The sequence below is a fragment of the Mesorhizobium sp. WSM4976 genome (genome assembly GCF_029625685.1).
In the GTDB taxonomy this organism is placed as follows: domain Bacteria; phylum Pseudomonadota; class Alphaproteobacteria; order Rhizobiales; family Rhizobiaceae; genus Mesorhizobium.
Genome location: NZ_JARTVT010000052.1, coordinates 1 through 19,954 on the forward strand (window position 1 = coordinate 1; position 19,954 = coordinate 19,954).

The 19,954-nt window shown below is 62.2% G+C and carries 19 protein-coding genes and 2 pseudogenes; 16 read left to right on the forward strand and 5 right to left on the reverse strand.

Features of this window, described 5'->3' with window-relative positions; genetic code table 11:
- Positions 1–228 precede the first annotated feature (228 nt).
- The 4 genes from P9272_RS34355 to P9272_RS34370 all read right to left on the reverse strand — a co-directional run bounded on the left by P9272_RS34355 (position 229) and on the right by P9272_RS34370 (position 3,587).
- On the reverse strand, positions 229–1,521 hold the full coding sequence (locus P9272_RS34355) for an NAD(P)/FAD-dependent oxidoreductase (protein WP_278164556.1): 1,293 nt from the start codon (positions 1,519–1,521) through the stop codon (positions 229–231).
- A gap of 262 nt (positions 1,522–1,783) precedes the next feature.
- A complete protein-coding gene (locus P9272_RS34360) occupies positions 1,784–2,083 on the reverse strand; it encodes a hypothetical protein (protein ID WP_278164557.1) in 300 nt (99 codons plus the stop codon).
- 695 nt (positions 2,084–2,778) lie between these two features.
- Positions 2,779–3,081, reverse strand: coding sequence for a hypothetical protein (locus tag P9272_RS34365; protein WP_112102199.1), 303 nt, complete (start codon positions 3,079–3,081; stop codon positions 2,779–2,781).
- 257 nt (positions 3,082–3,338) lie between these two features.
- Positions 3,339–3,587: a hypothetical protein gene (locus P9272_RS34370; RefSeq protein ID WP_278164558.1), complete on the reverse strand. Its 249-nt coding sequence runs from the start codon at positions 3,585–3,587 to the stop codon at positions 3,339–3,341.
- Positions 3,588–3,641: 54 nt separating this feature from the next.
- On the opposite strand from P9272_RS34370, the gene P9272_RS34375 reads away from it, so the two are divergent.
- Both P9272_RS34375 and P9272_RS34380 read left to right on the forward strand, forming a co-directional pair.
- Entirely contained in the window at positions 3,642–5,228 is a 1,587-nt protein-coding gene (locus P9272_RS34375; protein ID WP_278164578.1) for an IS66 family transposase, read from the forward strand.
- Positions 5,229–5,297: 69 nt separating this feature from the next.
- Positions 5,298–5,546 (forward strand): hypothetical protein, encoded by a 249-nt coding sequence (locus tag P9272_RS34380; RefSeq protein ID WP_278164559.1) that lies wholly within the window; start codon positions 5,298–5,300, stop codon positions 5,544–5,546.
- A gap of 585 nt (positions 5,547–6,131) precedes the next feature.
- Here the strand turns inward: P9272_RS34380 and P9272_RS34385 are convergent.
- Positions 6,132–6,980: a hypothetical protein gene (locus P9272_RS34385; RefSeq protein WP_278164560.1), complete on the reverse strand. Its 849-nt coding sequence runs from the start codon at positions 6,978–6,980 to the stop codon at positions 6,132–6,134.
- A gap of 637 nt (positions 6,981–7,617) precedes the next feature.
- Here P9272_RS34385 and P9272_RS34390 point away from each other — a divergent pair.
- From P9272_RS34390 to istA, 14 genes and pseudogenes are all read left to right on the forward strand, one after another.
- Positions 7,618–8,580 carry a zincin-like metallopeptidase domain-containing protein gene (locus P9272_RS34390; RefSeq protein ID WP_278164561.1) on the forward strand — a complete coding sequence of 321 codons (963 nt, stop codon included), beginning with the start codon at positions 7,618–7,620 and terminating at the stop codon, positions 8,578–8,580.
- Positions 8,577–8,777, forward strand: a complete 201-nt coding sequence (locus P9272_RS34395) for a hypothetical protein (RefSeq protein ID WP_278164562.1) — start codon at positions 8,577–8,579, stop codon at positions 8,775–8,777. Before P9272_RS34390 ends, P9272_RS34395 begins: the two co-directional genes overlap by 4 nt.
- A gap of 59 nt (positions 8,778–8,836) precedes the next feature.
- Positions 8,837–9,211, forward strand: a complete 375-nt coding sequence (locus P9272_RS34400; protein WP_278164563.1) for a DUF2958 domain-containing protein — start codon at positions 8,837–8,839, stop codon at positions 9,209–9,211.
- Between the two features lie 123 nt (positions 9,212–9,334).
- A complete protein-coding gene (locus P9272_RS34405) occupies positions 9,335–10,423 on the forward strand; it encodes a ParB/RepB/Spo0J family partition protein (protein ID WP_278164564.1) in 1,089 nt (362 codons plus the stop codon).
- Positions 10,342–11,298: a hypothetical protein gene (locus P9272_RS34410; RefSeq protein ID WP_278164565.1), complete on the forward strand. Its 957-nt coding sequence runs from the start codon at positions 10,342–10,344 to the stop codon at positions 11,296–11,298. Before P9272_RS34405 ends, P9272_RS34410 begins: the two co-directional genes overlap by 82 nt.
- A gap of 302 nt (positions 11,299–11,600) precedes the next feature.
- Complete coding sequence (locus P9272_RS34415; RefSeq protein ID WP_278164566.1) at positions 11,601–11,924, forward strand: DUF736 domain-containing protein; 324 nt, start codon at positions 11,601–11,603, stop codon at positions 11,922–11,924.
- Between the two features lie 171 nt (positions 11,925–12,095).
- Positions 12,096–12,341, forward strand: coding sequence for a helix-turn-helix domain-containing protein (locus P9272_RS34420; protein WP_278164568.1), 246 nt, complete (start codon positions 12,096–12,098; stop codon positions 12,339–12,341).
- Positions 12,338–12,886 carry a S26 family signal peptidase gene (locus P9272_RS34425; protein WP_278164570.1) on the forward strand — a complete coding sequence of 183 codons (549 nt, stop codon included), beginning with the start codon at positions 12,338–12,340 and terminating at the stop codon, positions 12,884–12,886. Before P9272_RS34420 ends, P9272_RS34425 begins: the two co-directional genes overlap by 4 nt.
- Positions 12,874–13,560: a lytic transglycosylase domain-containing protein gene (locus tag P9272_RS34430; RefSeq protein ID WP_278164580.1), complete on the forward strand. Its 687-nt coding sequence runs from the start codon at positions 12,874–12,876 to the stop codon at positions 13,558–13,560. The genes P9272_RS34425 and P9272_RS34430 overlap by 13 nt, the downstream gene beginning before the upstream one ends.
- Before the next feature lie 167 nt (positions 13,561–13,727).
- A complete protein-coding gene (locus P9272_RS34435; RefSeq protein WP_278164571.1) occupies positions 13,728–14,795 on the forward strand; it encodes an IS110 family transposase in 1,068 nt (355 codons plus the stop codon).
- Between the two features lie 537 nt (positions 14,796–15,332).
- Positions 15,333–17,300 (forward strand): relaxase/mobilization nuclease RlxS, encoded by a 1,968-nt coding sequence (gene rlxS / locus P9272_RS34440; protein ID WP_278164574.1) that lies wholly within the window; start codon positions 15,333–15,335, stop codon positions 17,298–17,300.
- A 208-nt stretch (positions 17,301–17,508) separates the two neighbouring features.
- On the forward strand, positions 17,509–18,486 hold the full coding sequence (locus P9272_RS34445; protein ID WP_278164576.1) for a DUF1403 family protein: 978 nt from the start codon (positions 17,509–17,511) through the stop codon (positions 18,484–18,486).
- A pseudogene (locus P9272_RS34450) lies at positions 18,390–18,716 on the forward strand (SMC-Scp complex subunit ScpB); the annotation flags it as partial. The gene P9272_RS34445 and the pseudogene P9272_RS34450, both read left to right, overlap by 97 nt.
- 90 nt (positions 18,717–18,806) lie before the next feature.
- Positions 18,807–19,735, forward strand: a pseudogene (gene istA, locus P9272_RS34455) (IS21 family transposase); the annotation flags it as partial.
- Positions 19,736–19,954 lie beyond the last annotated feature (219 nt).

Sequence of the window (19,954 nt, forward strand, 5' to 3'; positions counted from 1 at the left end):
TCCACAACCCCTTCGGGCCAAAAGTGTTACCCATGTCTCCGGTATAAACTGTAACCTATGTGTCCGGAACGGACCTGAAAATGTTGGCTCTCATGGCCGGATTCGAACCAGCGACCAACCGGTTAACAGTTCGCCAACCTCCGGTTCATTGTGGCTGAACCTCATGGCCACAACGAGCAAGGGCATCAAGGGCGTCTCCACCTCGCCGCCCTGAGACAGCGTTCGAAGTCATATCTGCCCGAAATAGCGGGCACGCGCCTGGTCGTCTGACGGTGCCTCTGGCCCTAACCCCATTACATCCGGAACGCGCGTCGGATCGCGGGCAAAAAGCGCGAAGGCATGCTCTCGTCGTTTGTCGGCTGCCTCTCCGCGTTCGAACAGCAAGGTTGTCTGCATTGCCTCCAGGCGTCGCATCCGGCCGTAGAAATCATCATGGTCTCGGGCATAGGCCTCCGCCGCCGAACGCCAATCGGAGCTCTCCAGCAATCGATCTCTCAGCAGCCGCACGTCCCGAAGTGTCCTTGACAGGCCTCTGCCCCAGGCAGGGTCAGTGGCGGCCGCGGTATCGCCGACCAGAACGACCCCGTCGCGGAAAGGGCTATCGATCCATCGATGCGATCCGTCGAAGCTCGCGAGCGGGCCTGCCTGACGTGCCTGGTCGAACCAATGGCTGGGAGCGCCCACCGCCTGAAGCTGCCGTATCATTTCATCCACGGAATGGCGGCCGGAGAGACGCTTCGGCAAGACATCCTTGTGGTAGATGAGATAGATGCGGTTGCGCCTGGGTGCGATGCGCATTGCGATCACCATTCTCCCGCCCTTGGGATCATAGAAGAGATTGACCGTATTTGCCGATGGTCTCGCCTCGCCGGCGAGGAACTCCGAGTAGTTGACGTCGCCCTCCAGAAGCATGCCAGCTGTAACGAGCTGCTCCGGGTCGTGCAGCACGTCGAAGCCTAGAAGCGATCGCAGCCGTGAATCCCGACCGTCGGCCAGAACGACCAGGCGGGCAGAGAGACCTTTGACGTCGCCGCCGATGTGAACCCGCGGCACATCTCCAAATGTCACGGCGGATGCCCCGTTCCCGAGCCTGACCTCGGCTCCCAGCAACTTGGCCTGTCTCAAGAGAACGGTTTGCATCTCCGGGTGGGGGAACGTCGCGCAGCAGGTGGCAGCCGGGGTCGTCGCAAGCAGGTCCCGCGTCACAGGCGAGGAGCCCTTTGTGAAACTTGAAAAGTAGGATGCCTCGATGGCGCAGCTTTCAAGAAGCAAATCGTAGATGCCCAAGCGTTTCGCCTCGAGACTTCCCCAAGGCATCAGAAGCTCGCCGCGGATTCGGTCTCTGAACTCCTCCTGCTGTTCGACGATGAGAATCCGGATGCTGCGGCCGGCAAGGGCGATGGCAAGCGAAGAACCCGCCAGACCTCCACCCACGATGATCAGGTCGTAGTCAACCACGGTCCCGTTGGACAAAGGAGTTTCGCCGTTTCTTCCCCCCGACATGGCTCCTGCGCCGATCAATATTTGAATATGCTAATATAGTGAACCCGCGCGACTCCCGAGTCAAATTCCGGCGGCCTGCGGCCGTGTTTGGGCAATGCGGGAGTTCCTTTCGTGACATGTCGGCACCAGGCATTCCGCGTCGGAAGTCGCCCGCTTCATCGGACGGCTGAATTCGCTACTTTCAAGTGTCGATCAAGTGGCACGATGTCAGCAAGCGCAGTCCGCCAAGTATTACGACCTGCTAAAGGAATGCAACAGGCTAAAAGCTGACACTTGGTCGCTAATCGAGGTGATACGAGTTGCCGTCGAACGAAAGCGTCTTCCCAATGAATTTCGGTAGATAGTCGTCGGCCACCGCCAAGACGTATTCCAGTCCGTTATCGTTTCGGATTTCTCCGCCCAACTCACTTCTTTGGGCCGAAGTATACGCACCGATAATCACGCCTGACGGGAAGCTTCCGCCATTGAGATCAGTGTCCAGCCACATAATGGCTGGTATCGGATCATCGCCCTTGTCCCGGCGAAATTGAGCGCAGAGGTGGAGTATTCTCTCCTTGGCGCTGTCTGCGATTTTTAGCATAGGTCATTCCATATGCGCTTCGCCGCCGTTACACGGCGCTATCTGCCGACCATAGCGACGGCGCCGTGGATGAATCCTTTAGTGGAGACCGCAAATTGAACTGAAATAGAAGGTTTGAAAATCGACCATCGTGAATTTCTGCTTTGGGTGACTAACGGACATTCGGACGATGTCCTTTCTGGCCGCTGTTATACCAGATAAGGCGGGCTGGCGGTTCGCCGCTGACGGTTTGCAGGGTTGCTCCGCTCACACGCAGCCGCCTCCGGAGGCGCGAACCGTTCCGGGCTCCCCAAATGGCTAGATAAGCCTCTCCCGTCGCCTCATCGCGGCAGTAAGCCGAGCCTCCAAAGGCAGCCTCAAGCCCCTGCTCGCCCTCATTTCGCCGCCCCCAAATGCCGAGATGACGAGATCAACTGGCGCAGCGGTCACAACCGTCTCGCTCTTGGCAAATTGAACAGCGCGGAAAACGTAAATCAGAATGGGCTGACTCACCGTGGCAAGTTGCCATGGCAGGTCAGGACATCGCAAAAAGACAGCATCGGCGGCAACGGCCGCCGGTTCGAACGCTGGCACCGAGACGAGTCTCACGACTGCACAGCGTCAATCGGTGATTTGGCCAACTCTTCGATAGGATCGGTCGATAGCATTTCGTCTACACGGTGCCGAACCGGCGCACGTTGCCGAGATGCCCATATTCAGTTCCCGAGCGCTCCGCCATGAATGTTCTGGACTTCGAACGCTGTCTCTTGCGGTGGCGAGGTGAAGCCGCCCTTAATGCCCTTGCTCATCGTGGGCATCAGGATTCCATCGCGGAACTTCTCCCAACTCTCCTTGGAGTCGTGGATGGCAACGATTGTCCACCCCCCCGAGGACGGTCCAGCCGCATGGAAGGTCTGACCCTTTGGCAGAGCACCGCCTGCTGGATGCACAGCGGCGATCGAGGCCTCGTACTGTGACTTTGTCCCACCCGGAAAGTGGTGAACTATCCCATAAGCCATCTCGTCCTCCATCGCGATGTTTGAGCGGTTTGCTGTTTGTAGGCTATCGCGCTAGCATTAGCGACTCCTCATATTATCGATATCTGGGTGAAAAGTCCTCGTTCGACGATCGGCGCCATAGGTAGCGGCGACGTTGGCGGGATTTCAGGGTCACGCGGAGAGCACAAAAGTGATGAAAGCTTCGTCCGCTGGCCTCTTTGGCCCCAGCGTACGTTTCGTGGAACGATCTGAAGGCCTGGTTTAAATTGGTCACAACGTTAAAACACGCTGCCCGCCGCCTGAATGTCGGCCTTTGGCTCGATGCCGACCTTGCTTGAACTGGGTAGTCGGTATTTGATGCCGCTCCGATGGCTACGGAAAATCGCTAATGCTGGGGATTGAACGTGGCAATCTTTGAAATGCTGACTCCAGCCGAGCAGGCCAGACAACTCTGCCGCAAAAGACTTGGCGGCCGACGGCGACAGGCTAGATTTTGGCCTTGCACATGGTGGCGGATGTGATTCCATCGCTCGGTGTCCGCTGCTGAATCGCTCCCTTCCGACCTGGCTGCCGCCCACGCGATGATCCTCGCGGAGCGCGCCGCGCGCGTTGAGGCCGAAGCGGTTGCCGCCCGCGCAGCGGCTGTCAGTTCCGGGACGGAGGCGCTGATTGCTCGGCTGAAGCTGGAGATCGAGAAGCTCAGGCGCGAGCTCTATGGCAGCCGCTCGGAACGCAAGGCTCGTCTGCTTGAGCAGATGGAGCTTCAGCTTGAGGAACTGGAGGCCGACGCAACCGAGGACGAACTCGCTGCCGAGAAGGCGATAGCTCAAACGCAAACGGTTCGTTCGTTCGAGCGTCGACGCCCGGCGCGCAAGTCATTCCCCGAACATCTGCCGCGCGAGCGCGTCATAATCGCCGCTCCCGAGAGCTGCCCATGCTGCGGCTCGACCAGGTTGTCGAAGCTCGGCGAGGACGTTACCGAGACGCTCGAGGTGATCCCGCGCCAGTGGAAGGTCATCCAGACGGTGCGCGAGAAGTTCTCCTGCCGGCAATGCGAGGCGATCACCCAGCCGCCAGCACCGTTCCACGTCACCCCGCGCGGCTTTGCCGGCCCGAACCTGCTTGCTATGGTGCTGTTCGAGAAGTTCGGCCAACACCAGCCACTCAACCGGCAGAGCGAACGTTACGGCCGCGAAGGCGTCGATCTGAGCCTGTCGACACTGGCCGACCAAGTCGGCGCCTGCGCGGCAGCGCTGCGCCCGCTGCGTGCGCTAATCGAGGAGCATGTGCTCTCGGCAGACCGTCTTCATGGCGACGATACGACGGTGCCGATCCTGGCGAAGGGCAAGACCGATACCGGTCGGGCCTGGGTCTATGTCCGCGACGATCGGCCCTTCGGCAGCACAGCGCCACCGGCGGTGGTGTTTTACGCCTCCCGTAACAGGTCGGGCGAACATCCGGAACGGCATCTGAGCCAGTTCACCGGCATTCTGCAGGCCGATGCCTATGCCGGCTACAACGGGCTTTATCTCCCCGACCGGAAGCCCGGAGCGGTGACGGAGGCGCTGTGCTGGAGCCGTGCGCGACGCAAGTTCTTCGTGCTGGCCGATATCGCCGCCAATAGCCGTCGGGGAAAGAACACGCCGCCGATCTCGCCGATCGCTTTCGAGGCTGTCAAACGTATCGATCTCCTGTTCGAGATCGAACGAGATATCAGCGGGCTTGCCGCCGAACTGCGCCTTGCCGTCAGGACCGAAAGGAGCGCGCCGCTCATCGCCGAACTCGAAGCATGGATGCATGGCGAGCGAGCCAAACTGTCGCGTCACGCTCCCGTCGCGCAGGCGATCGACTACATGCTCAAGCGCTGGCCAGGCTTCATCCGCTTTCTCGAAGACGGGCGCATCTGCCTGACCAACAACGCGGCCGAACGCGCGCTCCGCGGTTTGGCTCTCGGCCGCAAGGCGTGGCTCTTCGCCGGTTCAGACCGTGGCGCCGACCGCGCTGCTATCATGTATACGCTGATTGGCTCCGCGAAGCTCAATGACGTCGATCCACAGGCCTGGCTCGCCGACGTGCTCGCCCGCATCGCCGACACATCGCAAGGCCGGCTGGACGAACTCCTGCCATGGAACTGGAAACGTCGATCATCGAAGGCCGTCGCTGCGTAGGACGAGAGAATGGCTCACGGGCGAAACAAGTATCAGTCACGAGAGAACCGAGCTCGAGTCCGGGAGATCTTGCTACACGATTGGGATCCTATCGGTGTCTCCGGCATACCAGATGCTACCGACGAATATGACGCCTACGCGGACACGGTCTACGTCATGCTGATGGACGAAAGCGCCACCGCGAGCGACATCGCAGCCTATCTATTCGCTGTAGCCACCGAGCATATGGGATTAACGGACCGCGGACTGCTAGCTGAGAGAAGCGACCGGGTCGCCAAGCTTCTGGTTAGCCTCCGACCTGAGTTCGGCAACCACTGACGGCACATTCGTCCGGTATCGGAACCACCGCGGCCTTTGCGGACGGTTATGATTGGAAGATAGAAGCGGCCAAGACTGCGAACGCGGGCCAGCCGATGAGGACTACAAGGTCCGCCTGGGCGCGCCGGCCTCAGCCAAATTCTGCTTGCCCTTCATTTGCGCGCAGACCTCTTAGGGCGCTCGTTCTCCGTTATTCCAAGAGTGAGCCGAGCGTCTGGCGCTTCCTTGTGAACGACAATCTGCATATGAGCTCGAAGCTCATTGCGGAAACGTGCGGCGTTTCGGGCTCCCCATACTCCGACGAAGCATTCGCCGGAAACATCGTTCTTGAAGACTGCCGCCCCACCAAAGGCGGAAGACAGACCGCCTTCACCAACAACACCCCCATTGCCGTAAACTGCGACAACGCAATCCACCGGAGCAACGCTCACCACTGTGTCGCCGGACGGAGCGAAACCTGCGCTCCTGAAGAGATAAACAGGACAAGGAGAAGTAATCATTGCCTGAGCATACCTCGGTCATGGGGTGCAGCAAGCTCCTCAGCTAACTTTCAATACCTGCGGTGTTCGCCGGACGGGTACGTTCCTACGGCGGAGGAATGGCGGTGTCGACGTTGGGGGACACCAGAACGGAAGTGATCGGGTGAGGGTTACTGCCCGCGCCTGTGACATATCCAGGTTCCTCCGAATAGGAGAAGACCTTTGTAATGATGCCTGATCTGAGTGCTTCTTGGCTCAGGATGTAGTGAATGCCCTCCGGCGTGGCCAAGCCCATCGAAGCAAACACGTCGCGGCTCTTGACGCCCATTTCTTCGAAATAATCGGAAAGCGTCTGCTTCAGCACCGGATCCGGCACTGCTGAAATCTGGTCGAGGTTTCTTCGCCCCGAGTGAGCTTGCGCCCTTCCGTTGGTTATCTGATGCAGGCCGATGTAGGCATTGACAGCGGCGGCGCGAACCTGGCCGCCAGCCAGCAAGAGCGGGCAGGCCGAGAAGCAGTACGCGCCTCCCGCATGCACTTCGCCTTCCGACCAGCCGTCTCTGACCATCTTCTCCGGGCAGCGCGGCACCAGCATCGGACAGCCGTTCAACTGTGTCCTGCCTATCGCGGTTTCGAGACCGGCGGCCCGGATCATGCGTCCAACCGAGATCGCACTAAACACGTCTCCACCGCGGGATTGAAAGACGACAGGGAGTCTCTGCCCATTCAGTCCGTGCAGGAGTTGCGCGAACTGCTTCGGGGTGTCACGCGTTATCCGGCCCTCGGCGGATATCCATTGGGTGCAGAGTATCTTGCAATCGCCGTTACGAACCAGAGCGAAAGTCATCGGCGGGTCTTCCTCTGGCTTCTGCTTTGTCGCAGCCGATGCAACAGCAACGAATGCGATCAGGAAGGACACGACGGGCAAGCAAAAGCGACCCAACCGATTCATCATGCTGAAAAGCCCCAAGCCGAGAAATAACTAGCTATCGCCCCGGTAGTGCTTGGCACAATCTCTTTTTCATTTTGCAGATGGTGAAACCGTGAATAGGTCCGGCAAGATCTAGTTCCAACGCGAGGACGCTTCCTGTGGACAGCGCTCTATTGCTCCCTGAATATGGCGGAACGGAGCGCGTCGCCTTAGGCTATCGGCCCCGCACTGCGAATGGGGGCATGATCTGATCGGAAACATTGATCTCTTCTGATTGACTGTGTCGGCGTAATGGCGCCTGCGCGCGAAAGGCGTACCGGGTGCTCGTGAACCGAGCCCCTTCATCTTCGCTGAGGCTCAGGCGGTCTCGGCCATACGGCTTTGCCCCCTGGCGCTGCAGCCCTTGTGGGCTGTGACGGTCGCCGCCCTCTCGGGCGGCGCTGTTTTCTTGTTTGCCTTCCCGGCGGCGCGGTGTGGGCGGCTCTCCCTTCTAGGCCCACCGCGGCGGCCCGCAACCCTTCGCGTTCCGCTCAGGGTCCTCCACTGGCGTTCCGGTCCTGCGGATGCAGGCCGCCTCTGACGGTGGGCCTTTCCGGTCGTGTTCGCCGCCCACCCCGCTTCGGGAAGGGCGCGGTGAGATTGGCGAGCGGAGAAGAAGATCATGCGCAGGACCGGCAAACGCAGCGCTAGCGGAGACGTTGGTTCCAAGAGGAGCGAACCGCAGAGAACGAGCCTTTATTCGGAGATTACGGACCGCATCATCGCCGATCTGGAGCGGGGCTGCGTGCCTTGGGTCCAGCCTTGGGGTCGCGCCAAGGCATCGCTCGGGCTGCCAAGGAACGCGATCACCGGGCGCGGCTATTCCGGCATCAACATCCTGATCCTGTGGGGCGCTGTCATCGAGCACGGTTACCCCGGCCAAGGCTGGCTCACCTTCCGTCAGGCGCTTTCGCTTGGCGGCAATGTCCGCAAAGGCGAGCACGGCACGACCATCGTTCACGCCGACCGCTTCATCCCGAAGAACGAGAAGGAACGCGCCAGACAAGAGGACGACGAGCCGCATGCGGTGCCGTTCCTCAAGCGCTTCACCGTCTTCAATGTCGCGCAATGCGAGGGCCTGCCCGAACACTTTTACGCCAACGCCGAGCCGCTGCCCGAGAGCCAGATTGTCCCAAGGGCCGAGGCGCTGGTCAGGGCAACCGGCGCTGATATCCGCATTGGCGGTGACCGCGCCTTTTACATGCCGTCCGCCGATTTTGTTCAGCTGCCGCCGCAACCGGCATTCTTCGAACAGATCAACTATTACCGCACCTGCTTCCACGAGCTTGGCCACTGGACCGGGCATCCGACCCGCCTTGCCCGCGACTTCTCCGGTAGCTTCGGCACCAAGGCTTACGCGCGTGAGGAACTGGTTGCCGAGATGACGGCAGCCTTCACCTGCTGCTGGCTCGGCATCGAGCCGACCGTGCGCCATGCCGACTACATCGCTTCTTGGCTGGAGGTTTTGCGCGAGGACAACCGCGCGATTTTTCGCGCCGCAAGCCTTGCCTCGAAGGCCGCCGATTCTCTTCTCGCCTTCAACTCCAATCTGGAAGGTGAGGCGCAAACGGAGATCGCGGCATGAGCACGCGCGATCCCTTTCCGCCGCAAAGCGAGCCCACGCCGGAAGGCGAGCAGACGCTCGTTCCCGGCGTCCGGCCGATCGCCACGCGTGACCGGCTGTCGCTGCTGATGGACGCGCCGATGCGTCCGCGCGCACCGCAGAAGCCGCCCGAGATCGGCCTCTTCGATGGTGAGGCGGATCAGAGAAAGATCCAGTGAATCTTTCTCCCGCCGAACGCACGCAATCAACTCGACCTGTTCTGACAAGGAGCTTTGTGATGATCCTGATCACCGACGAATTGCGTGCCCGGCTGCTCTCCAATGGCGCGGCCGACACCGCAACCGACCATGTTCCAGTCGTCAAACTGTTCAATCCGGTTGGCGTCGCAACGTGGCTTCTGACCGAGCTCGACGCCGACGGCGACACGCTGTTCGGTCTTTGCGATCTCGGTTTCGGCTTCCCCGAACTCGGCAGCGTCAGCCTTGCCGAGCTGCAAGCGGTCAAGGGACCGATCGGCATCGGCATCGAGCGCGACCTCGCCTTCGCCGCGCGGTTTCCGCTCTCGATCTACGCCGAGGCGGCGCGCCGTGCCGGCCGCATCACCGAGGCCGAGCGGCTTTTGCGGCAGGCCGCCGCAGTCCTTTCAACCTGAACACCAGAGCTTCCGCCAGAGCGGGCGGAATGACCCGCGCCGCTCAGGCGCAACCCACCCGCGCCGCCGCTCGGCCTTCGGCCTCGCGGTGGGGCTTTTCAGCCCAGACAAAGGAGAAAGACCATGCAGCTTGCCCATGTTTCCATCGACCGGTTGAGCGTGTCCGCCATCAACATGCGCCATTCCAGGCGCGCGCCCGACATTTCCGACATCCTGCCGTCGGTCAGGGCGCGTGGCGTCCTGGTGCCGCTTTTGATCCGGCCCAACGGCTCGCCCGACACGTTCGAGATCGTCGCCGGCCGGCGGCGCTATTTCGCAGCCAGGACGGTCGCCGATGAGCGCGGCTTGGCCGACCCTCTGCCTTGCGCGATCATGGAGGACGGCGACGACGCCGATGCGCTGGAAGCGTCATTGATCGAGAACATCGCGCGTCTCGACCCCGACGAAGTCTCGCAATGGGAGACTTTTACGCGCCTGATCAAGGAGGGGAGGGCCATTGCGGACATCGCCGCCACCTTCGGCCTGACCGAGCCTCAGGTGAAGCGCATTCTGGCGCTCGGCGATCTGTTGCCCAAGATCCGCGAAGCCTATCGGCGCGAAGAGATCGACACCGAGACAGTGCGGCATCTGACCATGGCGTCAAAGGCGCAGCAGAAGGAGTGGCTGGCGCTCTTTGCCGATCCGGGCAGCCGGGCGCCGCGCGGCTGGCAATTGAAGCAATGGCTGTTCGGCGGCCAGTCGATCTCCAAGGTGGCGCTGTTCCCAATCGAGGACTATCCCGGCCTGATCGTGTCGGACCTGTTCGGCGAGGATAGCTATTTCGCCGATGCCGATCTCTTCTGGCAAAAGCAGAACGAGGCGATTGCCGCAAGGCGCGAGGCCTGGCTGGAGGCCGGCTGGGCGGATGTCATCCTGCTCGAACCCGGGCAGTATTTCCATTCGTGGGACTACGAGAAGACAGCGAAGAAGAAAGGCGGCAAGGTCGTCGTCACTGTCTCGCAGCGCGGCGAAGTCGAAGCTCACGAGGGCTATCTTTCGCGCAAGGAAGCGCGGCGCGCCCGCACGGCAGGCGAGGCCGGCGAGGAAGCCGAAACGCCGGCAAAGCGTCGCGCCCGGAACTCAGCGGACCGATGCAGAACTATGTCGACCTGCATCGTCACGCCGCCGTGCGCACGGCCTTGCTCGACCATCCGGGTGCCGCATTGCGCCTGATGGTAGCCCACGCGATTGTCGGTTCCGGCCTGTGGACGGTGCGCGTCGAGCCGCAGCGGGCGGCCAACGAAGTGATCGCCGCCAGCATCGCTGCCAGCAAGGCGCAAGCGGCCTTTGCCGGGAAGCAGCGCGCGGTTTTGGCCCTGCTCGGCGCGATTGACGAGGATGGTCCGGTTGCCGGCGGCAATGGTGACGACGTCGCGCTGGCGAGCGTCTTTGCCCGTCTGCTGGCGCTTTCCGACGAAGATGCCCTGCGCATTCTCGCGCTGGTCATGGCCGAAACGCTCAGCATTGGCACCGCCATCGTCGAGGCGCTCGGCAACCATCTGGGCCTCGACATGCGCGGCTGGTGGCAGCCTGGCGACGCCTTCTTCGAGCTGCTGCGCGACAGGCAAGTCGCCAATGAAATGCTTGCCGACATCGGCGGCAGGCATGTCGCCGACGCCAATTCATCGCAGAAGCTGAAGACGCAAAAGAAGATCATTCGCGACTTCCTGTCGGGCGAGAACGGCCGCGAACAAGTCGACGGCTGGCTGCCCGCTGGATGGCGTTCCCGGTGTCGAGCTACACCGAGCGGGGCGGCTTCCGCACCGCCGATCAGTGGGCAAAGGTGCAGATGCTGTTCGTGTCTGAATGATCATTGGCATCGGCGGGTGGCGAGGTGTGGAACCTCGCCGCTCGTCCGTCTGCCGGGCGGTATCGCGTGCCCGGCAAAGCCTTCGGGGCAGCGCAGCACCGGTCCCTTCTCAGCCGAGCACATTGCCGATCCTCTCCGCAAAACATCCGGCCCGGTGATGGCAATCTGGCGCTTGCTGCCTGGGCGCCATGGCGATGCCGGCACGGCGCGAACCCCTCTTTTCCAATCGCCGCCTTGACCTCTGCCTGGCTGCGGCGACCGCGCCTGGCTGTCTCCAATGCCTGGCACCCAGGACCATTCCCCTGCCGCTGGCTTGATGACCTATGGGCGGATCCGGCCCGCCCGAAACCCTCGGCCATCAGCCTTTTTCCCCGCCGCCGGCGGCGGCTCCTCGCGCCCGCTTCGCTGCAAAAAAAGCTGCCCGCTCGGGTCCTGCGCTGCCGCTTCGGCCCGTTGGGTTCGCGCGACCCGAACGCGCCCATCACGGTCGGCCATCGCAGGGGAATGGTCCCCGGGCGACAAGCAAAAGGAGACTTTCAAATGACCGCGATCGGATACGTCACCAAGCAGGAGAACGGCGGCTACAAGGGCCAGCTCAAGACGCTCAGCGTCCGCGCCGACATCGCCATCGTGCCCAATCAGGCCAAGAGCGCCGACAGCCATCCCGACTTCCGGGTGCTCACCCAAGGCGTAGAAGTCGGCGCCGGCTGGATCAGGACCGGCGAGGCTTCCGGCAAGGACTATGTGAGCCTGTCGATCGCAGCCCCGGAGTTCGGCCCGAGAAAACTCTACGCCAATCTCGGCCGCGCCGCCGGCCAGGACGACGACGACACCTACGCCATCATCTGGAACCCGGCCGACTGACCGGCCCCAACTCCCGCAGTCCCCGCGCCAACGGCGCGGGGGCTCTTCGATCCCGAACAACGCGCAACCGAAGGGCGGCGAAAACTCCCGGCCCACTCTTCGCCCGTCCCGCAAACGCTCCCCTTCGCCGATTCTCGCTTCCGTCTTTCAGCACGCGAAACGAGGTTCATCATGGACGACGAAAACGAACGCGCCGCCCGCGCCAAGAAGGGCAGTCCGTTTCTCAATACCGCGCAGGCCGCCTTCTATGTCGGCCTGTCCCAGCGGACTTTGGAGAAGATGCGGCTTACGGGCCACGGCCCGCAATTTCGCAAGCACGGCCGCTTCGTCCGCTATCACATCGACGAGCTCGAGGCCTGGTCGAAAAGCCGGCCGCCAGCTTCCGACTCCGATGAAAATCGCGGAGGCCGTACATGATGGCGCGGCCTTCCCTGCATCTGATCGGCGGCGGCTTGCGGCGCGTTCGCGCGCGCAAGTCGCTCGCCGCCGCAAGCATCGGTTTGGTCCTGATCGGCTTCAGCGCCTTCGCCAAACCGGCCCCGATACTGATCTGGAATGCCTCGGCCAGCGCGCCGGTTGGGCTCTATGGCCTTGGCCTGGGCGCGGCTCGCACCGGCGATTTCGTGCTTGTTCGCATGCCGAAAATGGTCGGCCAGCTCGCCGACCAGCGCGGCTATCTGCCCCGCAGCGTGCCGCTGGTGAAGCGCGTCGCGGCACTTCCCGGCGAGCATGTCTGCGCCTTCAATGATGCAATCATCATCGGCGGCAAGATCGCCGCGCGCCGCATCAAAACCGACGGCCAGGGCCGCCCCTTGCCGTGGTGGAACGAATGTCGGCCGCTCGCCCGCGACGAGATTTTTCTGATCAGCGGCGACGCTCCCGGCTCTTTCGACAGCCGATATTTCGGGCCGGTGCCGGCCGAAAACATCGTTGGGAAGCTCGTGCCGCTATGGACCGAGTGACCCTCCTGATGCTTGGCATGGCGTCTTTCGCGCCATGCGCCTGTTCCGCCGCGACCGGCGCGCCGCCGGCCGTCATCTCCCAAGGTCCGGAGCTTGAACGATGGCAGCGCTTCGTATCCGACGCAAGCCGCCGCTTCGACATTCCTGAGAGCTGGATTTATGCCGTGATGGACGCGGAAAGCCGTGGGCAAACCATGCTCAACGGGCGGCCGATCACGTCGCGCGCCGGCGCAATCGGTTTGATGCAGGTGATGCCCGGCACCTATGAGGAGCTGCGCGTCGCGCATGGTCTCGGGCCTGATCCGCAAGATCCGCGCGACAACATTCTTGCCGGCACGGCCTATCTGCGCGCCATGTATGACCGCTTCGGTTTCCCCGGTCTGTTCGCGGCCTACAACGCCGGACCGGATCGCTATGAGGCGCATTTGCAGCGTGGAAAATCGCTGCCGAGAGAGACGGTTTTGTATCTCGAACAGCTCGAGGCGGCAGGCGTTTCGGCAGACGAGATGGATGCGTTCAAAGCCAAATCCCGCCCGCCGAAGGGGCCGAAAGTCTCCTCCGGACGGGAGTTGTTTTTCCTGAAAGACGGCGTTTCTGGGAGCGGTTCGAGTGGAGAGATTCTGGTGCTGCTCGGGCCTCGGCCGGCGGGATCGTCGCGGCCCGACGGTCGGTGAGGGCAGGCGTTCGTGTGGACCGGGGCGGGGGCGGAAGGCCGGTTTGGCGAGGGCTCTCCTAATCGGACATCATGCGGCAAACCGTGGATTGTTGTGCGGGTTGCCATGTTCGGGAGCCGAATGTGACGGAGGATTCCGACCGTCAACTGATTCGGAGGAGAAGCATAATGGTCCTTTATGTCGGTCTCGATGTCTCCCTTGAAGAGACGCATTTCTGTGTCCTCGATCCGGCCGGGAAACGCTTGAAGGAAGGCAAGGCGCCCACCGATCCCGCGGCCGTTGCGGAGGTGCTTTCACCGTTCAAAGGCGAACTGGATCGCGTCGGCCTCGAGGCCTCCTCGATTGCTTGTTGGCTCGCCGCCGAGCTCAAGGAAATGGGCTTTCCAGCCGTTGTCGTGGAGGCCAGGCAGATGCGCGCGGCGCTCAACGCGCAACGCAACAAAACTGATCGAAATGACGCGCGCGGCATCGCCGAGATGATACGCCTGGGATGGTATCGCGCCGTTCATGTGAAGAGCCCGGACAGCCAGCGGCTGCGCCTCCTGCTGTCGAACCGGCGGCTCTTAAAGCGCAAGCTGATCGACGTCGAGAACCACCTTCGCGGCACGCTGCGCGCCTTCGGCCTGTTCATGGGGACGGTGTCGCGCGGGCAGTTCGAAGGCCGTGTTCGCCAGCTGCTGGAGGGCATTGGCGATGGCCGCAACGACTTCATCGAGACCATGCTCGCCGTTCGTCAGGGCATGCTTGACGGCTACAATGCGCTGCACCGTTTGCTGGTGCGGATCGTGGCGCAGGATCCGGTCTGCCGCCGCCTCATGACGGTGCCGGGCGTCGGCCCGATCACCGCGTTGTCCTTCAAGTCGGGCGTCGACGATCCGTTGCGGTTCCGGCGCTCCAGGACCGTCGGCGCGCACTTTGGATTGACGCCAAGACGGTGGCAGTCGGGCTCGATCGACATCGAGGGACACATCACAAAACAGGGCGATCGCGAGGTGCGAACGGCGCTGTGCGAGGCGGCCGCGAGCCTGCTTCTTCGCGTGCGATCATGGTCTGCGTTGAAGGCCTGGGGCATGCGGATTGCCAAGCGCACCAGCATGATGAATGCCATCGTGGCAGTGGCTCGCAAGCTCGCCGCGATCCTGCATAGGGTGTGGCTGGACGATGCCGACTTCAAGGTCGGGCGCGGCGCAAAGATGAAGCGGAGGCTGCCGCAGTTGGCAGCGCCAGCAGCATGAAAACGACGACCATCAAGGAGCAAACACAGCCATCGAACACGGGAGTCTAACGCCATTCCACGCGCGTGGAAGTGCCCCTGGCAGGGCCGCTGAACAGGGTATGTCCGCTATCTTGCCTGCTTTGAATCCGTCGCGATCTGCTCGCGATGAGAGCGCTGTAAACGCTTGGACTGCCCTGTTTTGTCGATCTGACGAAGAGCGTGAGCCGGCCGAGCTGACCCTTTGGAACCAGTCAAGCGCCGAGCTCGAAGTAGCGCATGGACCGCCAGATGCAACGATCCGCCCGCAAGCTTGGCTTATGTACGACCGAGGTGTACCATGCCGTCGTTACTACGATGGAGTTGGATTTGACCAATAGATATTTATGAATTATTGCGCGTAGATAGATGTCCGATTAGTAGGGCAAGATAAAGGCACCGCCTCCAGGAGGCGGCTAAGTGGTTGTCTGCACATCGTTTCTCCCGGAGGCTCCGTCCTGCGCTTGGAGGGCATTTCACACAAGTCCCTGAATTGGCTTGAAATCCGCAGGAGGCCGCGATGCAGGATGATGAATTCAGGCCGAGGCTCGGCAAAATCGGATCGCGCGGCTCCAAGGCCGGCAAAGGCTATGCCGGTCAGCTCCGCGCCGCGATCAACCGCGCCGGCGGCAAGGCCCCGCGTGGTGGCCACTTCAGCGGAAGCCGCATGGGGCTCGGAGGCGCGGCTGCCGCGCTGCTTAAATCGCGCGATCGCCATGCGGCTTTTCGGTCGCGGCGTGTCGTTGTTAAGGCGCGCCTCGTCAAGCTGGCCGGAAAGGGCGCCGACGCCGCGCGTGCGCACCTGCGCTATCTCCAGCGCGACGGCGTCACTCGGCAAGGTGAGCCCGGCGAGCTCTACGGTGCCGACAGTGACCGCTTCGATGGCAAGGCTTTCATCGATCGTGCCGATGGCGACCGGCATCAGTTCCGTTTCATCGTCGCAGCCGAAGATGGCATTGAGTATGACGATCTCAAGCCGCTGACCCGGCGCTTGATGGCGCAGATGGAAGCGGACCTCGGCACCAAGCTCGACTGGGTCGCCGTCGATCATTTCAACACCGGCCATCCGCATACGCACATCATCGTTCGGGGGAAGGATGACCGCGGCGAGAATCTTGTCATCGCGCGTGAGTACATCTCCTCTGGTTTGCGGGAGAGGGCCGCCGAACTGGTCAGCCTCGATCTCGGTCCGCGCACCGATCGCGAGATCGAGCAACGCCTACGCCAGGAGATGGAGCAAGAGCGCTTCACCAGCATCGATCGCCAGCTGCTGCGCATGCGCGATGGCGAAGGACTTGTTGCACCGGACGGAAGGGATGCTTTTCGCCAGACACTGCATCAGGGCAGGCTGCGCAAGCTCGAGCGCATGGGTCTTGCAGCGGAGGTCGGCTCGGGCCGCTGGCGTCTGGACGATGAACTCGAAGCAACGCTGCGTCGGTTGGGCGAGCGCGGCGATATCATCAAGACCATGCATCGCGAACTGACGAGCAAGGGACTCGCCCGGAGTGCCGCCGATTGTGTGGTCTACGATGTGGGACAGAATACCCAGCCTGTGGTCGGCCGCGTTGTTGCGCGCGGGCTGTCCGACGAAATTAGTGATAGGCACTACCTCATCGTCGATGGTGTGGATGGCAAAAGTCACTACATCGATATCGGCAAAGGCGACGCCACCGAACCGACGCCCGACAGCTGTGTCGTCCGTGTCTCGCCTCGGAACACCGAGCCCAGACAGATCGACCGGACTATCGCCGACATCGCCGCAGCGAATCGCGGGTGCTACAATGTCGATATCCATCTGAAGCATGATCCATCGGCGACCGAACGCTTTGCCGAAACGCATGTCCGAAGGCTAGAGGCGATCCGCCGCGCAACGGGCGGCGTCGAGCGGGAGCCCGACGGCACCTGGATCATTGCGCCAGACCATCTGGAGCGCGTTGCGCACTACGAGCGTCAGCGGGCGAGGGCCGAGCCCGTTGTCCTCGACAAGCTGTCGCCAATGCCCCTGGAGAAGCAGGTCGGTTTCGACGGCGGCACCTGGCTGGACCGGGAGTTGGTTTCCAATCAACCGACGGCCTTGCGCGACGCAGGCTTTGGCCGCGAGGTGCGGGAAGCGCAAACCCGACGGCAGCAATGGCTCATTGCTCAAGGATTCGTGCACGTGGAGAAGGAGCGGATCGCCTATCGCGCAGAAATGATTTCGATATTGCGTCAGCGGGAGTTGAACCGGATTGCCGGCCAGCTCTCGGAGGAGCTTGGGCTCTCCTATTTCGAAGCGAAACCTGGTGATCGGTTGGAAGGCAAGATGCTCCGATCGGTCGAACTCGCCAGCGGGAAATATGCAGTCATTGAGAAATCGCGTGAGTTCACTCTCGTGCCGTGGCGGCCGGTGCTGGATCGCCACATTGGAAAGGAGGTCTCCGGAATCGTGAGCGGGGAGGGAATTTCTTGGACCATCGGTCGGCAAAGGAGCGGACCGACTGTTTCATAACCTGACTTGAACGAGCCCCGCCGGTATTTGGCCCAACAGGATGCAGTCAATGGCAGAAGTTAGCCGACAAATCTAATTGGGCTGAGCCTACGGTTACGTAAGCGACTGATAAGGCAACATTATCATTCGTTTTGGCGAACCGACAGGCTGTGCGTTTTGGCGCGAAAATCATGGCACAAAGCGCACGGTCGCTTTACCCTCCAAACACATGATTCGCCTCGATCCCCTCACGGCCAATCCCTTGCCCACCAGCCTCGCTGCGCCGCCCGGCGTTCCGGCGTGGGCCCTCGCAGGCGCCGCCGGCGCGCCCGGCGTCGCAGATGCCGCTTTCCAGGCTGGCGCCGCCTTGGGCGTGCTCGACACGCTCGCCCGAGCGCAGCCCGCCTGGGCCGGCGCCTGGCGGCAGCGGCTGACGCTCAAATGTGCTGCCGCCAGCATGCGGCTCGCCGGCCGCGCCGAGGACGAGGTCGGCTTGCGCGACGCCTGGCAGCTTTGCCCGGCCGGTGCTGATCCCGGTCCCGCCGGTGCCATTTTTGGCGCCTGGCGCCAGCTGGCACTGCAGCCGCCGGCGGTCAGCGCCGATCGGTTGGCAAAAGTGGCCGAGATGCTCGGGCTCGCCTGGGACGATGAGGCTCTCGCCGACCTCTGCACGAAGATCGAAGAGGAGGCGCGATCGCAGCGGCCGGCGCCATTTGCCGCCGCGGCGATCGCCGCCCGCGTCGTCGCCATGCGCCCCGACTGGTGGCTCGCCAACGTGGTGCTGGCGCAAAGCCTGCGCTGGCCGCAATCCCTGCCACTGTTGATGGCGCAGGTTTTTGGCCCGGCATTTCGTGCCGAGGCCGCCGGCAAGCGCATCCGACCCGGAGAGAAAGGTTTTGAGCGCGCCGTCAGCGTCGCAATTGTTCAAGCTGCGACCGAGGCCTGCCGGCTGGCAACCGAGCTGTCGCGGCGCGCCGAAAAACTCTTAGGCGTGGCGCCAAAACTGCGCGCGAAAGGCGCCGGCGACGTGATTCTCTTGCTCCTGAATGAAGATGCCGTCTCCGGATCGCTCGTGACAAAGAACCTGTCGCGCTTTGCGACGCGGCGCCATCCGAGGCGCTCGTCCTCATGTGCATTGCCTATTTCCAGCCGATCACGCGTGGCGAGCTGTCTTCCTTCTGCGGCAAGGAGGTGTCGCGCGACCTGATCGGCGTGCTGCGCGCGCAGGACCTGATCGCGTCGGGACCGCGCAGTCCGCAGCCGGGCGCGCCCTACACCTATGTGACGACGAAAAATTTCCTGTCGCAGTTCGGGCTCGACACCCTGCGTTAGTTGCCGGATTTCGAGGCGATCGAGGACGCTGGGCAGCTGTTGAAGGAAAAATTGCTAGCAGGGGACATCCCGGGCGCCGGGACCGGCCAATCCGGGGACGAGTGACAGCTAATGGTCGAGATGGTTACGTCATCGGAAACGGTTTCGACCTCGAGGCAGTCGGCATATCTTGGTGCAAGTCGAGTTTGCACTGTTCAAGGTGCCGGACTCGATCCGTTTGCTGATCGGCTCTCGGACTGGCTTAAATTCGAAGCCAACAAACCCCGCAAGCAAACGCGCATGATGAAGCAGCTTCATGCCGATCTGCTGAGCCTCGGCTACGATGGTTCGTATTGCCGGGTCGCAGCATTTGCACGGGAGTGGAAGGCAGACTGGCACAGGGAGCGCCTGATGACGGGGCGCGGAAATGACGGGGCGCGGAACGTTCGTGCCACTGGCATTCGAGCCCGGCGAGGCCTTCCAGTTCGACTGGACCAAGGACTGGGCAATCATCGGCAACCAACGGACGAAGCTGCAGGTGGCGCATACGAGACTGGCCTATTCCAGGGCGTTCGTCGTTCGGGGCTATCTCCTGCAAACGCACGAGATGCTGTTCGACGCTCACAATCATGCTTTCCGTGTGTTCGGTGGGATTCCTCACCGCGGCATCTGCGACAACATGTAAGACGGCGATCGACAAGGTGGGCCGCGGCAAGGATCGTGACGTCATGTCCGCTTCCAGGCGATGGACAGCCACTACCTCTTCGAGCCCGTTCTGCAATCCCGCGTCCGGCTGGGAGAAGGGACAGGTGGAGAAGAATGTCCAGGATGCGCGGCATCGCTTCTTTCAGCCGATGCCCCGCTTTGCATCGCTGGAAGCTCTAAACGAGTGGCTGGAGATGCGTTGCAAAGAGTTCTGGGCGGACACACCACACGGAAAGGTGCGCGGCACGATCGCCGATCTCTGGGCCGAGGAAGCGCGATCTCTGATGCCAGTTGCTCGGCTCTTCGACGGCTTTATCGAATACACCAAACGCGTCTCACCCACCTGCCTCGTCCATCTGGAGCGCAATCGCTACAGTGTCCCCGCGTCGTTCGCCAACATGCCGGTAAGTCTGCGGGTCCATCCGGATCGTTTCCTCGTCGTCAGGGTAGCTCTTTTTTGGCTGCTCCTTGCCAATGACCGGCGAACCGACGGAGCTGTGTCATTGACCATGTGACGAGGCTCTCCGGCGATCGTCATCTCTCCCTGAAGGCCTCCGAGGTGATTTTGGCCAGTGGTGAGAACAGATAATCGATCACGCGGCGGCTATCGGTTTTGATTTCCACGCTTACCGTCATGCCAGAAGTGAGTGGGATCATCT

Excerpts from the sequence above, each read along its gene's own strand:
- P9272_RS34360 (WP_278164557.1), bottom strand. The coding sequence starts at position 2,083 with ATGCTAAAAATCGCAGACAGCGCCAAGGAGAGAATACTCCACCTCTGC.
- P9272_RS34365 (WP_112102199.1), bottom strand. The coding sequence starts at position 3,081 with ATGGCTTATGGGATAGTTCACCACTTTCCGGGTGGGACAAAGTCACAG.
- P9272_RS34370 (WP_278164558.1), bottom strand. The coding sequence starts at position 3,587 with ATGGAATCACATCCGCCACCATGTGCAAGGCCAAAATCTAGCCTGTCG.
- P9272_RS34375 (WP_278164578.1), top strand. The coding sequence starts at position 3,642 with ATGATCCTCGCGGAGCGCGCCGCGCGCGTTGAGGCCGAAGCGGTTGCC.
- P9272_RS34385 (WP_278164560.1), bottom strand. The coding sequence starts at position 6,980 with ATGATGAATCGGTTGGGTCGCTTTTGCTTGCCCGTCGTGTCCTTCCTG.
- P9272_RS34390 (WP_278164561.1), top strand. The coding sequence starts at position 7,618 with ATGCGCAGGACCGGCAAACGCAGCGCTAGCGGAGACGTTGGTTCCAAG.
- P9272_RS34395 (WP_278164562.1), top strand. The coding sequence starts at position 8,577 with ATGAGCACGCGCGATCCCTTTCCGCCGCAAAGCGAGCCCACGCCGGAA.
- P9272_RS34400 (WP_278164563.1), top strand. The coding sequence starts at position 8,837 with ATGATCCTGATCACCGACGAATTGCGTGCCCGGCTGCTCTCCAATGGC.
- P9272_RS34405 (WP_278164564.1), top strand. The coding sequence starts at position 9,335 with ATGCAGCTTGCCCATGTTTCCATCGACCGGTTGAGCGTGTCCGCCATC.
- P9272_RS34410 (WP_278164565.1), top strand. The coding sequence starts at position 10,342 with ATGCAGAACTATGTCGACCTGCATCGTCACGCCGCCGTGCGCACGGCC.
- P9272_RS34415 (WP_278164566.1), top strand. The coding sequence starts at position 11,601 with ATGACCGCGATCGGATACGTCACCAAGCAGGAGAACGGCGGCTACAAG.
- P9272_RS34420 (WP_278164568.1), top strand. The coding sequence starts at position 12,096 with ATGGACGACGAAAACGAACGCGCCGCCCGCGCCAAGAAGGGCAGTCCG.
- P9272_RS34425 (WP_278164570.1), top strand. The coding sequence starts at position 12,338 with ATGATGGCGCGGCCTTCCCTGCATCTGATCGGCGGCGGCTTGCGGCGC.
- P9272_RS34430 (WP_278164580.1), top strand. The coding sequence starts at position 12,874 with ATGGACCGAGTGACCCTCCTGATGCTTGGCATGGCGTCTTTCGCGCCA.
- P9272_RS34435 (WP_278164571.1), top strand. The coding sequence starts at position 13,728 with ATGGTCCTTTATGTCGGTCTCGATGTCTCCCTTGAAGAGACGCATTTC.
- rlxS (WP_278164574.1), top strand. The coding sequence starts at position 15,333 with ATGCAGGATGATGAATTCAGGCCGAGGCTCGGCAAAATCGGATCGCGC.
- P9272_RS34445 (WP_278164576.1), top strand. The coding sequence starts at position 17,509 with ATGATTCGCCTCGATCCCCTCACGGCCAATCCCTTGCCCACCAGCCTC.